General features: G+C 58.5%; 14 protein-coding genes and 1 pseudogene. 7 read left to right on the top strand and 8 right to left on the bottom strand.

Annotation, left to right across the window (positions count from 1 at the left end; translation table 11 throughout):
- Window positions 1–321: 321 nt before the first annotated feature.
- The gene (locus tag ABIE49_RS40040) at window positions 322–714 is read right to left on the bottom strand and encodes a hypothetical protein (RefSeq protein WP_502915901.1); all 393 of its coding nucleotides are present in this window, start codon (window positions 712–714) and stop codon (window positions 322–324) included.
- A 47-nt stretch (window positions 715–761) separates the two neighbouring features.
- A pseudogene (locus ABIE49_RS12265) lies at window positions 762–1,356 on the bottom strand (IS5 family transposase); the annotation flags it as partial.
- Here ABIE49_RS12265 and ABIE49_RS12260 point away from each other — a divergent pair.
- The 4 genes from ABIE49_RS12260 to ABIE49_RS12245 all read left to right on the top strand — a co-directional run bounded on the left by ABIE49_RS12260 (window position 1,300) and on the right by ABIE49_RS12245 (window position 4,588).
- Window positions 1,300–1,815: a hypothetical protein gene (locus tag ABIE49_RS12260; protein ID WP_192740846.1), complete on the top strand. Its 516-nt coding sequence runs from the start codon at window positions 1,300–1,302 to the stop codon at window positions 1,813–1,815. The pseudogene ABIE49_RS12265 and the gene ABIE49_RS12260 overlap by 57 nt on opposite strands.
- Before the next feature lie 254 nt (window positions 1,816–2,069).
- Entirely contained in the window at window positions 2,070–2,222 is a 153-nt protein-coding gene (locus ABIE49_RS12255) for a hypothetical protein (RefSeq protein WP_192740838.1), read from the top strand.
- 48 nt (window positions 2,223–2,270) lie between these two features.
- Window positions 2,271–2,405 (top strand): hypothetical protein, encoded by a 135-nt coding sequence (locus tag ABIE49_RS12250; RefSeq protein ID WP_354066784.1) that lies wholly within the window; start codon window positions 2,271–2,273, stop codon window positions 2,403–2,405.
- Between the two features lie 1,646 nt (window positions 2,406–4,051).
- Complete coding sequence (locus ABIE49_RS12245; protein WP_192740839.1) at window positions 4,052–4,588, top strand: hypothetical protein; 537 nt, start codon at window positions 4,052–4,054, stop codon at window positions 4,586–4,588.
- A gap of 1,078 nt (window positions 4,589–5,666) precedes the next feature.
- Here the strand turns inward: ABIE49_RS12245 and ABIE49_RS12240 are convergent.
- Complete coding sequence (locus ABIE49_RS12240) at window positions 5,667–5,786, bottom strand: ribbon-helix-helix domain-containing protein (protein WP_354066783.1); 120 nt, start codon at window positions 5,784–5,786, stop codon at window positions 5,667–5,669.
- Between the two features lie 173 nt (window positions 5,787–5,959).
- Here ABIE49_RS12240 and ABIE49_RS12235 point away from each other — a divergent pair, with 173 nt between their 5' ends.
- Window positions 5,960–6,715, top strand: coding sequence for a site-specific integrase (locus ABIE49_RS12235; RefSeq protein ID WP_354066782.1), 756 nt, complete (start codon window positions 5,960–5,962; stop codon window positions 6,713–6,715).
- A gap of 1,347 nt (window positions 6,716–8,062) precedes the next feature.
- Here ABIE49_RS12235 and ABIE49_RS12230 read toward each other — a convergent pair.
- A complete protein-coding gene (locus ABIE49_RS12230) occupies window positions 8,063–8,248 on the bottom strand; it encodes a hypothetical protein (protein ID WP_192740840.1) in 186 nt (61 codons plus the stop codon).
- Window positions 8,249–10,135: 1,887 nt separating this feature from the next.
- Between ABIE49_RS12230 and ABIE49_RS12220 the strand changes: the two genes are divergently transcribed.
- Together ABIE49_RS12220 and ABIE49_RS12215 are read left to right on the top strand one after the other, a co-directional pair.
- Window positions 10,136–10,456, top strand: coding sequence for a hypothetical protein (locus tag ABIE49_RS12220; RefSeq protein ID WP_192740841.1), 321 nt, complete (start codon window positions 10,136–10,138; stop codon window positions 10,454–10,456).
- Window positions 10,446–10,622 (top strand): hypothetical protein, encoded by a 177-nt coding sequence (locus ABIE49_RS12215; protein WP_192740842.1) that lies wholly within the window; start codon window positions 10,446–10,448, stop codon window positions 10,620–10,622. The genes ABIE49_RS12220 and ABIE49_RS12215 overlap by 11 nt, the downstream gene beginning before the upstream one ends.
- Before the next feature lie 263 nt (window positions 10,623–10,885).
- On the opposite strand, the gene ABIE49_RS12210 is transcribed toward ABIE49_RS12215, so the two are convergent.
- The 4 genes from ABIE49_RS12210 to ABIE49_RS12195 all read right to left on the bottom strand — a co-directional run bounded on the left by ABIE49_RS12210 (window position 10,886) and on the right by ABIE49_RS12195 (window position 12,243).
- The gene (locus ABIE49_RS12210) at window positions 10,886–11,071 is read right to left on the bottom strand and encodes a hypothetical protein (protein WP_192740843.1); all 186 of its coding nucleotides are present in this window, start codon (window positions 11,069–11,071) and stop codon (window positions 10,886–10,888) included.
- Between the two features lie 35 nt (window positions 11,072–11,106).
- A complete protein-coding gene (locus ABIE49_RS12205; RefSeq protein WP_192740844.1) occupies window positions 11,107–11,352 on the bottom strand; it encodes a hypothetical protein in 246 nt (81 codons plus the stop codon).
- A 75-nt stretch (window positions 11,353–11,427) separates the two neighbouring features.
- Window positions 11,428–11,619: a hypothetical protein gene (locus ABIE49_RS12200; protein WP_192740741.1), complete on the bottom strand. Its 192-nt coding sequence runs from the start codon at window positions 11,617–11,619 to the stop codon at window positions 11,428–11,430.
- Between the two features lie 171 nt (window positions 11,620–11,790).
- Window positions 11,791–12,243 (bottom strand): MltR family transcriptional regulator, encoded by a 453-nt coding sequence (locus tag ABIE49_RS12195; protein WP_192740870.1) that lies wholly within the window; start codon window positions 12,241–12,243, stop codon window positions 11,791–11,793.
- Window positions 12,244–12,897 lie beyond the last annotated feature (654 nt).

The raw sequence follows: 12,897 nt of genomic DNA, 5'->3' as shown, positions 1-12,897 counted from the left end.
CACGCCGGCGGGTTTTTCTTTGCCCTGAAGACAGACGCGTGCGCGGCGTCGCAGGCACGTCAGCCCGCCTGTAACGAGGGTGTGATGTACTCCATAGGGCTCAAGCTGACTCAAAATTGTCCTTGATGCGCTCACGTCCAACCTCCCGTTCGCGGTACGGCGCGAGTGTTTTGGTCGAGCCGATATTTCGTTCATCCGCCTGTAAAACCAGTACTTCTTCGGATGCCGTATGTTGCACTCCGGTTACAGATTCAGTGTGTTCTTCCACAAAGTTGAGCTGTCGAGTCGTCCAGCGCAACTATTTCGACCAACCCAAGTCGCTTAGCCGACGGCACCTGATATTCTCTTGAACGCTGGAGAGTTTTGACCCCCAAACGAGAGGAGACCTGAAATGGTAAGAGGTGAGGAAGCCGAGCGGCTGCTCGTTCGTTTGCCTAGGGACGTAAAGACGTGGCTCGAAAGCGAAGCCTCGTACAACGGCGCCAGCCAGAACAGCGAGATCATCCGCAGCCTACGAGCGCGGATGGAGAAACAGCCGGAAAGGATCAACGGCTGATGTCTCGCGGCGCGCAAACCTTCAAACAGGGCGATGTCACCAAGGCCGTCAAAGGCGCGGTGAACGCTGGCTTGGAGGTTCAGCGCGTCGAGATCGATCAGGCCGGTAAGATCGTTAATTTTTGTCGGCAAGGTTGAGATCTTCAACAACAATGCCAACGCGATCCCCGCCAACGTATACGAGTGGGCCTAGGACCAATCGACATTCATTGGATCCAGATTATTGCGGCAGCGAGATGGATGAAGCCGGTAAAGTTGGCGGTTCGCCTGTCATAACGGGTTGCCAAGCGTCGGAAGTGTTTGAGCTGGCAGAAGCAGCGCTCGATGCGGTTGCGCTGTTTGTAGGCATCGGCGTCGTGCGGAATGATGATCCTGCGGGTGCGGTTTGAGGGGATCACCGCCGTTGCGCCGATTTCCGCGATGATCGCACGTAGGGCGTTGCTGTCATAGGCTTTGTCGGCGAGCACGGCATTGCCGCTCTGGCCATTGAGCAGGGCGGGCGCCTGGGTGATGTCATTGACCTGTCCAGCCGTGACGATGAAGCGGAGCGGACGGCCGAGCGCATCGGCAGCATGTGGATCTTGGTGGTCAGTCCGCCTCGGGAACGCCCCAGCGCCTGATCTTTGGCCCCCCTTTTCCGCTCGCCGCTTGCTGGTGGGCGCGGACGATGGTGCTGTCGATCATCAGATACTGGTTGTCGCGATCGGCGGTCAGAGCAGCGAACACGCGCTCCCAGACGCCAGCATGGCACCAGCGGCTGAAGCGCTGATGCACCGTTTTCCACTTGCCGTACCGCTCCGGCGCCACCAATTTCGCCGCAAAGCATACAAGCGGGTGACGATAAAGGGTCGTCCTGGCTCACCTGAATTCATGGACGCCTACCATGCACTGCTAGAACGAACTGGTGGGCCGCTATCTGTCGCCGAGATCGGTGCCGGTCGCACCAAGGCTGGGACGATCGACGCGCTTATCGTCGGATACCTCAAACATGATGCCTTCAAAAAGGGACTGGCATCCGCGACGCAGGCCATGCGTCGTCCCATCCTGGATCATTTCCGCGAATTCCGGACGCCGAGCGGAAGCCGCTACGGTGACAACCGTCTCGCGACGATCCAGCCCAAAAACATCACAGCGTTGCTGGAAGGCAAGACTTCGAACGCGCAAAAGAACTGGTTGAAGACGTTGCGTCACCTGATTGCGTTTGCAATTGCAAAAGGAGAATGTTCGCTCGTATCCCAGCAAAGACGTCAAGCCGCTTAAGGCCGTCAAGAGCTCGGGGCACATGACGTGGCATGATCCGCAGATTGCGCAATACCGCGAACGGTACGACCTAGGCACCACAGCGCGGCTTGCATTGGAGCTTTTTCTCAACATTGGGGCCCGGCGACATGACGCGCACCTGAAACCTGACGTGGCGTCCGCACAAGACACTGCGGAGCACCGCGAAGGTGCTTACTATTCGAGTGATGCCGGCGCTCCAGGCTGCGTTAGACGCCATGCCGCAAGGCGATGCCTTGACCTTCCTCGTCAATGACTATGGCAGGCCCTTCGCGTCCGCAGCCGCGTTCGGCAACAAATTCGCCGGCTGGTGCAACGCCGCGGGCCTCAAGCCGGTGCTATGCGACGATGGCCGGGTCAGAAACTACCGCGCCCACGGGCTCCGCTAGGCCGCCTGTAAGCAGTTGGCGCATGCAGGGTGCACGGGCCCGGAGATCATGGCGGTCAGCGGCCACAACACGCTGGCGCAGGTTCAGGTCTACATCGATGAGGTCGAGCAAGAGCGCATGGCGGGGTCAGCGATGGACAAGCGCAGTGCGGCAGAGGCCAAAACGGCAACACGCAGTGACTAACCATTTTAGAAGCGGTGACTAACGAGAGGTCAAGAGACTGAAAATGAACGAGAAAATTCTACTAGTGGCGATCCCAGCAGAATGAAAATGCCGCCCAAGATCAATTGGATAGACTGGCTCACCCCGCTAAAGGGCACCATAGTGCGCAAAAGGTAATTTGTGCCACTGGCTCACCATCAGGGGGAGAATCATCGGACGGCTACGCGCTCGTCATCACGACCCTGAACTCGGGCTGGCGGGTCATTGAATGCCCCAAGGCCCAGCAATGGATATTACAGCGCCGAGTCAGCGCAGAAACCGCTGCCACAGCGCGCTGGCAAGGCAGGTCCTTCTGCCGGACCCGAGAGGCTTTGGCGCGCTGTAGCATGGATCTCGCCGGCGATATCGACCCCATCGCTTTGCAGGCCATCACCTCATTGCCGTCCCGTGTCGGCCAAAAGAAAACCGCCCCCGGGCGGACCTCCGGGAGCGGTTCAACAATATGCGCGCGTGGAGGAAATAACACCTCACTTGCGCTGCCGCAATGAGGAGTAAGCAGCCCATACGACGTGTCAATGAGGTGTTCGGGCGTGATCCCATGGGTCGCGCTGCGGAGACAGCCTTCAATACATGGGTAAACTCGCTGACACCGAAGCAAAAGCGCACGTTGAAATGTGCGCCGACCAAAAGCAAACGGAAGCACGTCCGGCCGCTTGGCTAAGTCCACAAAGGCGGCGTGCGAAAAGCGATAGGCGTGACGCAGCGCCGCTTGGAGTGATGCAAAACCTGGGGATGACTGACCTGGGGGAACGACACCGGCGCGAGCCGGCAGAACGAAGGGTGCGTTCAGGCGCGCCCAGGAGTGGGAATGTACCCACGGATAGACGCGCAGCTAGCGGACCGGCGCGCGTCGTTTCTCCGCTGTTATGACAGTGCACGTAAAGCCTACAGAATAGCCCAGGCTGGCCAATAAAATGGTTGTGTCGATCCGCCTATGTCTTCGTCTCTTCCTAACGTCGTTTCATGGCATGGCTCGTCCCCCTGAGGGGGACAGCTACGCCCCGCCCCGTAGCCTTCATCATTTCATGGCCTTGGGAGAGAAAAGGCCTACGGCCCGCCCGGGGGCGCCGAAGTGGCGGCGATTGGGTCGGAATAACGGCGGCCAGTTTCCATTGAAGCCCAGCGGCCGTGCAGTTCCGTTTCTCGAAAGCGTCAATCGACGATTTGGCACGGCCGGTTGTTTGGTAGTAGCCGCGGATATTTTTTATATTATGGAAGGAAATATGAGCCTACGGCGAGAGCAGGAAGCCTCGAGCAACCTTGGCCGGGATATTTTTTATATTTGCGGATATTTTTATATTTAACGAAGGAAAGACGACAGACAGCGACAGCGAGCCTGCTTGGAGCAGGGGCCGAGCCTCAGTCTAATCTATTCTCGCACGTCGCGGGATTACCCGAGGCAACTCTTTGCCAGGCGTCCTTGGCGCAAGACTACGCTTGCCCTACAATTAGACGGACCACGCTAGAACCGCTCGGGCATCTTAGCCTCAAAGGAAAAGACAATGTCTAGGCCTCGAGGCAATGCCACCAAGACAGGCATATTGAAATCGGACGCCGGAACCGACAAGAAAGCTCCGGCCTAATTTGAGCGAGATCAGAAAGCCACCTTGAAGGAAATCGGGGGCGGGGGCGATAACGTTTGGAATCGCCGTATAGGCAATCGCCTATTTGCTGCGCTGCCCGCCATCACCCCTGAAAACGCGCCTGATGCAGGCCGCGCGACGATGTCCGGATTACTCGACATTAAATCGGCAGATCCAATTGAAGGGATGCTCGCTTCCCAGATTATCGCCGCTCATGAGGCATCCCTGCACCTGCGTCAGCTTGCCTGGCTTCCCGAGCAGCATTTCGTGGTTCAGACAAAATATCTCGAGCTTGCGGAGAAGGCGGCCCGAACCATGGCGGTTCTAATGGAGCGCCTTGATCAACATCGAGGTCGAGGCCAGCAACAAATCACCGTCAAGCACGTTACGGTCCACGCCGATCAAGCGGTTGTCGCCGACACAATCACTTCCGAGAGGCCCTCACGGGGCACCGCACAGCCATTTAGCAACCTTCTGACTGCCGGGGGGCAAAAGCCGATGGATATCCCGACTACCAAGAGCTGCACGATAGCGGTGGGCAGGGGTGACGAAAAAAAATGAGCAGCGACCCCATGCAAATCGCTCACGCATCCCCCCGTTGTGGCGCTCATTCAAAACGTACCGGGAACCCTTGCCGGGCACCTGCGGTTCGCGGCTGTCGGGTCTGTCGGATGCATGGCGCTGGCGGTGGAGGACCGTCAGGTAGCAAGAATGGAAGCTACCGACATGGAGGGCGGACAAAAGGCATGACAGACGCCGTCCGCTACATCAATTCGCTGGCGAGGGATGCTCGCAATCGCTGACCCGCGGTGCCAGACGCGACCATGTCTCCACGTATTCCGACGGGCTGACCTTTAAGATGGCCTCTCCAACCTAAGATGCCCTCCGCCTACTAAAGTCATCTATGAAGGCGACACTTCGAGTGGTCGCGAACGGCGGGATGCCCGGGCCAGCTGGCAAGGCGCTTTCTAGCAGCCCTTGCAGATGCTTTTCACCTTCGCATCGACCTTGGCGTTCTCTTGGCTAATTACCGCGTCAGCGGGAGTGGATGGCCCGCCCGGCGTTACCGTACCATCGATGCGGCCAGTGCTTGTGCCGCCGGCTCTGTTGCCTGCCGTTCCCGTTGTAAAAGAGCCGCGAGGTGCGGAGTTTCCCCCGCCAGCATTCCCAGGTGAACCACCAGAATTTGCGGTCCCCACGGTATTCGTGCCCGGTGCATTCGGAGCTGCAGCAGCATTGGCCGCCCCACTCGGGTCGTTCAACGAATTGTTAAGACCCGCAGGATTCGCGGGCCCGTTCGGTGCGCCGCTGATGGTCGAGCTACCAGCTCCAGCGGAGCCCGCGCTAGGGGCCGCGGTTCCCGGACTGGTCCCAACAGACCCTCCCGAAGCGCCGCCCGCAGACGCGCCGCTTGACGAACTCCCTCCTGCGGACCCGCCGCCCGAGCTTCCACCACTGCCTCCGCCACCACCTTGAGCAAATGAGGCGATGGGCGAAAGCACAAGAGCTGTAATGAGCAATTTGACGGGGAAGCGTATCGACATAGCCAATCTCCTTCTCCGCACACAATCAATTAAAGGAGGGGTTGTTCCTATTCTCCGTATGGGCGCCATCGCCGCGGACGCATCCTTTAAGAGGGCTAGACGTCATACCGCAGCGGATTTTCGACTGGCGGCCGCTTTCCTTTTTTCTTCAACAAATCATTCAACGCCTCGATTGCCGGTGCATTAAGCGTTGTATCCGTCTCAGTAGCGAGCATCCGCAGCGGCTAACCGTCCAAGTTCATCCGGACCAACATGTAGGATGGGATCGCGGGGTTTGTCGGGTCGTCGGGTGCGTGCCATCCACCAATACCTGCCGCAGTCCCCACGAGCTTGCCGAATCACGCAATAATGTTAGCTTCCGATAAGGCTTATTCTCGGAAGTAAACTCATGACGAACAGTCTGTCCACAAATCCCGCCGAGGGTGCGCTTGCGGTCGCGCTCAAGGCAGATTTCACCGCGGCCTTAGAGCTGGCCAAGGCTGAGAAGCCTGGCAGCACACGCAAGGCCTATGAAACGGACTTTCGGCTATTCCGGTCCTATTGCGAGGGCAAGGGCGTCAGCGCGCTCCCGGCTTCGCCCGAGACCGTGGCGTCCTATCTGGCTGCAGAGGCCTTGACCGCAAAGCCTTCAACAATTGGCCGGCGCGTCGCGGCCATCAGGTACGCCCACAAGCTGGCAGGGCTCGACGCCCCGACCGACGCCGAAGGAGTCAAGGCCACGGTCCGGGGTGTTCGTCGGACTTTCGGTGGCGCTAAGACCAAAAAAGCCCCGGCCGTCGCAGCGCGTATGAAAAGCATGGCGGCGCTGGCGCCTGCGAACCTGACCGGGATGCGGGATCGTGCGTTATTGCTGATCGGCTTTGCAGGCGCTTTTCGCCGATCCGAACTGGTCGCGCTTGATGTCGCAGACTTATTGGAGGCGGATGAGGGGCTACGAATCAGAATCCGCCGTGGCAAAACAGACCAGGAGGGCGAGGGGCGCTCAATCGCCATTCCTCGGGGAGACGTCATTTGCCCAGTAAAGGCATTGCGAGCCTGGCTGGTCGCAGCGAAGATTGAGACCGGGCCAATCTTTCGGCCGATCGATAAGGCCGGGACGGTGCTCCTCCCGTCTTACGTGCCGTTCGGTTGCCAATTGCGTTAAGACGTATGCGGCACGGGCTGGCTTCGACGCTAAAATCTATTCAGGACATTCACTCAGCCGGCTTTCTTACATCAGCAGCAGCAAACCGGGCTAACATCTTCAAGATGATGGATCAGTCGGGTCACAAGTCGGTCGAGACCATGCGAGGCTATGTGCGGGACGCGGAGTTGTTTCAAGATCATGCGGGCGCAGGACTGCTTTGAGATCTAAGTGATAAGTATGCAAGCATCGCTGTGTTTTTCTAAAAAAGGTCGCTCGCGGTGCTGGCCCGATCTAGGCGGCGCTTCAATTGCCGTACCTTCTGACCTAAACGGTCCAGACACGTTCTCCGCACTGCTGGCAGTCGAACAAATGAATGACAACTCCGCTTTCAGATTCCATGATCGTTTTGAGGAGAATGAGCTTTCCTGCGCAGAAGCGGCAGTCATGGTTTGATCGGTCCTGGGCAGTGGCAATCTTCTCAGCTCGAAATAGCTTCATGACGCCCTCCCTCCAAAAAGGGTAGGGTACCGAGCGCCAGTTTCGTGAGGCGCAAGTGGGGCCGCCCGTGGCACCCGCAGCGGCGGTCTGACTTAGCCCCGCCATCCTGACAGGCGGGGCTTTTTCTTTGCCACTAGGAACGATCTGGCGCCGTCTGAATCGATTCTACGCTCGCGGTATGCCCCTAACACCTCCAACCGGGAGAAAACCCCTCAAGGGTTGGCGGCCTTAGGTGCAGTGGTGGCTATCGCACCGAGGCCGTTTGTGCGCCATAAGCCCCGGCGGCGACTGCGACTTGATGGCAGATCGACGGAGCTCAGGCGGCTGCTACGCTGGACTTGACCCGCATGTGGGTGGGTCTTGAGCATCTACTTAGCCTCGCCCTAAACCGGCGAGGCTTTTTCTTTAAGCCATTAGGAACGATCCCGTACCCTCTGAATCTTTTCTGCGCTCCCGGCGCTGATCCCTCAGCACCCCCGGCCGGGAGGGCGGCCCCGCGTCGGAGAGACACCAACGCGGGAGCCGCTTCCGATTGGATAGGAGCGCAGAATTGATAGCGCTGCTTCGCAAAGTACGAGGATTCGTCGCAGCGTTTACGCGGCTCGGAGCAACGCTCGAATGCATCCTGAACGCTGACCGGTTCACGTCAGCGCGCTTTTCGATAGAATTACATCCTCAAATAGAACATTAAATTGTTCTACTTAGATGATGATTTTACAACAATTTTAGAAATCATCCGTTGGATGATGTGCCGCAACCGCCGTGCGGCCGACTGGCCGGGTCCCGCTATTTCACCTACCCCAGATGGTAGTGCGCCCGGCTACTTCGCGTTGGCGGTCGATCATGAAAACGCATCCACGGCGGGGGCTATCCCTTGCGGACTTTTACTGCCTCGATCATCGCCAGCTCGACCTGATCGGCAAGGGTCGTGAGATGCAAGGCCAGCCGGTCAAACAATCCCCGCTTTGCCGGATCTGTGGCGAGGTCGCTAATCAGTTTGCATTCGGCCGCATCGGTCCTGAGCTTTTCTAATTGTTTTTGATAGTCCTTCACGACGGGCACTCCAGCTAGCCAAGATAGGTTGCTGAGCGAAAAGCCCGGCGCGGTCGCCGGGCTAATCGCAAATATGAATAGGGCCTGAAGGCCAATCCAAGCATTAAAGATCTCCTCGGATTTGGCTGTCTGTCCGGTGTCCGACAGAGGGATTGAAGAATTGCCGTTTGACCCACCAAGCCTTTGGCGCACCCTATGAACAGGAGCAGCGAGACTGTCGATCCAAGGAGCCGCTACGGCACCACAGGCCTGTCACAAATCTCGCAAAAGAAGTTGGGGCCGCATTGATCATTGACGACCTTGAAGCCGCTGGGAACGGAAAGGACAATTGGCGTCTCGGCATCTTCGTGTTGGCTCAGACTCGCCATGCCGGTCTTGCCGCATATAGAACACCAGAGTTTCTCGGTCCATTGGTCAGCCATGGCCCTATAGGCTAGGCGAGGTACGCTGGCTTGTCGGTTCAAATTTAGACCATTCCGACGACCGTGCTGATAGAGGCGCGGCTGCGTTCGGATATCGCCCCTCAAAAAGCGACGAACCCTTGCCTGGAGCGCGTAATCCAGGGCCGTCCGGGGGGTCTTGCATATATATCGTGCTCGGGGGACAGGCACGACGATTCCATGTTTCGCAAACCGCCGCGACCGTTCCAAACGCCCGGCCAGTCCATCCCAAAAAGCAACGCTATTATTCACCGGAGGTGGATAGCTCGGCTTAGCAATCTCGGCGACGCCAGCCGGCGCAGCTGCGTTGATTTCAGCATGCCCTCCATGAGGGCTTAAGTGCCGAGGAACGATGGTGGCATGTGACTGCGCTCAAAAGCGCGCTCGCCGCGCTCAACAGTATGGGCGCGTAAGGGGCGATCGGCGCTGGCGGGTAACGACGCGTTAACCGGGAGTTGCCAGATTGTCCTAGACCTTTCGAGCGAGGGGTCACACTCGGAAAGCCGTCACCGACCTCAACCCAGTGGCGGCTTTTTGCTGCTTAAGGCAAATCGGGCGGAGGCGGGGTTTTCTTCGCTCGGAATACAATCCAGGCAGAGGCCACGGCGGAGCGGTTCCTTCGCCGCGGTCCCAGAGCGCATACTTCTCGACTGTCCATGCGGCTTCATGGCGCCAGTTGTCAAAATCCTCTGGCGTTCGCTTTGAAAGGTATTCGGCCCATGCGGCAAGGAAGGCTGCGCGCGCGTCTTCATAGGTCGCGGCTGCGCCGGAGCGGTGGTCGTGTCCGGCACCGTCAACTCTGAAGCCGCAGTCCTAGGTCCAATAGGTGAAGCCCCTTAGGCCCTCCGCTTTGGCGGAAGAGGTCCAGCCCCATCTCGCCCGTTCGAAGTCGCTCATGAATATGCCGTCAACACGCCGCGCCAGTAGCCGAGCGATTATCCAACTAGGAGAGGGTCACCGCTTGCCGGCCGTACAGGTGTGCTTGCGTAGAACGCGTTTGGGCTTTCAAAAGGGTCGGCGGCGTCATCGTGGCCCCTTCGGCTGCTATAGAGCATCAACGCCATAAGGCCGCGGTCAATCACAATCGAAAAAAAGGTGCCGAGGCCTTTCGAAATCCAACCGTGACGATTGCGGCCCTGCGATTTCCTAGTAGCCGGGCGGCGCAAGAGGCCCGCGGCGGGGTGAACGTCGCGGGCTTTTTGTCGGCTAGATCGCGGCACCGAGTAGACGCCGGCGAGGCGCGCCGTGTTCAAAAGTGTACTTACATTTTTTGCTGCTGTTGTCGCGAGCCGAGTCCAAATAGGAACGATCGGGATTTATCCGGTTTGTTTCATCTCCAACAACGGAAGGAGGTAACCCATGAGAAGGAAGCTACCAATCATTGCGTTAGGATTGTTTTTTGCGCTCGGTAGTTCACTAGCGCTTGCGCAGGGTGCTGGCGGCTCTGGTGCAGGTGGCGCTGGTGCAGGTGGAGCAGGCGCCGGCGGTGCTGGAGCGGGGGCTGGTGGTGCTGGAGCTGGCGGTGCCGGCGGGGCTGGAGCTGGAGCTGGCGGAGCCGGTGGCGCAGGTGGGAGCGGAGCCGGTAGCGGTGCGGCTGGAGGCGGCGGCGGGGATCCCGCACTCGACAGAGCCTCACCCGGCGCGCCGCGTGCACCCGGAACAGGCCCGTTGCCGAAGGATCGATAGGTTGGAGCGGCGAACGGTCTCAGCTATTTATCTGCGGCCGTTCGCATCGCCCTTCAAGTGGGGAATGACAAATGGACGATGACCCTTTAAAACCCGAGCACTTTCCGCTTCGCACGGAAAAGGATAAAATCGTCACCAGCGATGGCAAACCTGTTGCTCAAACCAACGACGACAAAACTGCCGAAGTCATTGCCGACCGTCTGAACATTGAGGAGGCCCAAAGAGAAGAGGACCGCTGGTCTGCCTGATCACCGAAGCTCGATAGCCTCGATCAGGTACGCACTTTCCATCCGCCTTTGTTGTTCCCGGCCAGGTTTTTCAATTTTGGGAAAAGCGAGGGCCAATTAAGCGTTTTTCAGTCCTCGCTTGAATGGCCTTCTCGATTGCGGCCTGAGCGGTCCAATAACCAAGGGCGTGATGGCTCTCTGCCGGTCTTTGGAATTTCAAATGTCCAACGAAGCCGGGTTCAGAACCGCCTCCCAGTATTCCGCGCTGCGCGGGCACCGATCGTTCAGACGACCAGCAGGTCGCTCGCATGGAGGGTCACACCGGCCTGGACTGTGGTGACGGCGACTTCCGACGCGTCGGTGCCGTCGACGTTGAAATACAGCGTCTGATCCCCGGTATCGAACCGAAACAGCTCACCTTCCTCCGTGAGTTCGTCGGCGACGACGAAAAGCGATTCCGTGATTTCCATGCCTTCCTTCATCCCGCCGAAGCCGCTGGCGGAAGTTAATTGCCTACGCGGGCGATCGGAGCGGGGGACTTCCAAATCGGGTTTTCGAAGTTGTGAACCGCTCCTAAAGGCCGAACACATGGCTGCACCGACCAATGCTGCAAACGTGAAGAAAGTCCTTGCCAACCCGGCGCGTTGAACGCCGCCGGTTGCGGCATCGAAAGAAGCGTTTTCCGCGCTGCATAGGTGCCGGCGAAGATCAGAATTGCCGCGACGGCCGTCAAAGCGATGAACTTTTCCATTTTAGGAATGTGCTTTGGATGCGTCGGAGCGACCCGGCGCGAGCAGAGTGCGATCGGACCATCCTCTCAAGACCTTCACACAGTTCGCAAGCCGTTACGCGCCTTCATGCGCTTAAGCGCGGCGGTCAAGTCCGGTCGATCCAGCACCATGACCAGCCGGTGAATAGTACTGGCGGGATGGTGCAGCGCGCCGGGCGCAAAGTGTTCTGCGAGGATGCGCTGGGCTTCCTCCATTGCGTCGACGACAAGGTCGCGATCCGTGCTCATAGAACTCCGCTTCCTGGCCTCTAGGTCACTCGTCGTCTGCGTCGAAAGGCGGTCCCCGCGTGTCCACCACCCTGCCATCCTGCGCCAGGGGAACATAGATGCAGGAACGACCGTGGCGATCGGTTACCTTGATCGCTTGCGGCATCGTATCAGTGGCGGCCATCTATCGGGCTATGCTGGAGGCGCGACCTCGGTAGTCGCCCCTGTTATGCGGTCGAAACATTCTTGGGCCATCAGGGCAAAAATCTGCGGTTGAGTCGCCTTCTCCTTGCAATGAAACTTATCGATCAAGAGAGATATCTCGCGGGTCCAGAACGTGCATTGCTTGGGAAGGTGAGCGAATTTGTTGCGTATATCCTTGATGATTTTCAGCTTGCTATAAGTGCTGTCATCGATTTGTCCGAGTGCGAAAGCAACCTCAATTTTGTCGCCAAACTCCGCAAGAGGGCCGTAGCCCTCGAACAGCCGTTCTTGTTTAATAGCGGAAAGTGATGGCCTCATCTTTAGAAGGATCGCGGTTCTCAACTCCTGGTCTAAGATGGCTGCGGTTAGCAGGGCCTCGCTTGCGTGCCCCTTCGACGATAGCTTGTGCATATGTACAAATGTCTTGACCTCTTCTAGCATGATTCCGCGGGGGCTTTTTTGACATGGCTGGGGTCGCACATTAACGTTAGTGGGCTAGTTCGATGCAAAGTCTAGCGGATAGGCTGGGCGCGCGAAAGCCCGTGAGGCATCCGGGGTTAGTGCGTCGGGTTAAAGCGGGAGATACGGCGCGGCCCATTTCAAATCTCGACGGGCCCATCTGCTACAAGAGCCTTGGCGCGCTCGATCGCCTCAGCTTCATCGGCGCAGTACAACTCGATCGAACTGACGACAGCTCCTTCGAATGTTAGTATGAAGGCCGAGTATCGTTTCATGCTGAGCGGTAGCCAATGCGAGGGCTTGGCTTAACATCTTGCGGCGGAGCTTTTTGATTATCTTCGACCGAGGCTTGAAGCCGTTATAGTTTCGCCGGAGGGGGAGGAGCCGGCGCCGGAGGGGGAGGAGCTGACGCTGGCGCGGAGGGCTCTTCCGGTGGTTCGCTTCCCCGAAGCTCTGACGCCGCCGCGCAGTTGCCAGCCCAAAGCTTGGTCCCCTTGACCGTTCCGACAAGCTTGCAGCCTTCTGCCGCTTTTGGCTTTACCTGAACGAGCCGCTTCTGGCCTACCTTCGGCGGCGAAGGAGCCTGCGCCATCGCGTTCGCCGAAAAACAAACCGCGGCTAGAATGATCAAAATCC

Source organism: Bradyrhizobium sp. OAE829, assembly GCF_040546575.1.
Classification (GTDB): Bacteria; Pseudomonadota; Alphaproteobacteria; order Rhizobiales; family Xanthobacteraceae; genus Bradyrhizobium.
The sequence above is the reverse complement of the archived record's forward strand: the minus strand, read 5'-3'. Positions and strand labels throughout refer to the sequence as shown.

Excerpts from the sequence above, each read along its gene's own strand:
- ABIE49_RS12215 (WP_192740842.1), top strand. The coding sequence starts at position 10,446 with ATGGACGATGACCCTTTAAAACCCGAGCACTTTCCGCTTCGCACGGAA.
- ABIE49_RS12205 (WP_192740844.1), bottom strand. The coding sequence starts at position 11,352 with ATGGAAAAGTTCATCGCTTTGACGGCCGTCGCGGCAATTCTGATCTTC.
- ABIE49_RS12250 (WP_354066784.1), top strand. The coding sequence starts at position 2,271 with ATGGCGGTCAGCGGCCACAACACGCTGGCGCAGGTTCAGGTCTACATC.
- ABIE49_RS12240 (WP_354066783.1), bottom strand. The coding sequence starts at position 5,786 with ATGCTCGCTACTGAGACGGATACAACGCTTAATGCACCGGCAATCGAG.
- ABIE49_RS12195 (WP_192740870.1), bottom strand. The coding sequence starts at position 12,243 with ATGCTAGAAGAGGTCAAGACATTTGTACATATGCACAAGCTATCGTCG.
- ABIE49_RS12260 (WP_192740846.1), top strand. The coding sequence starts at position 1,300 with ATGGCACCAGCGGCTGAAGCGCTGATGCACCGTTTTCCACTTGCCGTA.
- ABIE49_RS12200 (WP_192740741.1), bottom strand. The coding sequence starts at position 11,619 with ATGAGCACGGATCGCGACCTTGTCGTCGACGCAATGGAGGAAGCCCAG.
- ABIE49_RS12210 (WP_192740843.1), bottom strand. The coding sequence starts at position 11,071 with ATGGAAATCACGGAATCGCTTTTCGTCGTCGCCGACGAACTCACGGAG.
- ABIE49_RS12235 (WP_354066782.1), top strand. The coding sequence starts at position 5,960 with ATGACGAACAGTCTGTCCACAAATCCCGCCGAGGGTGCGCTTGCGGTC.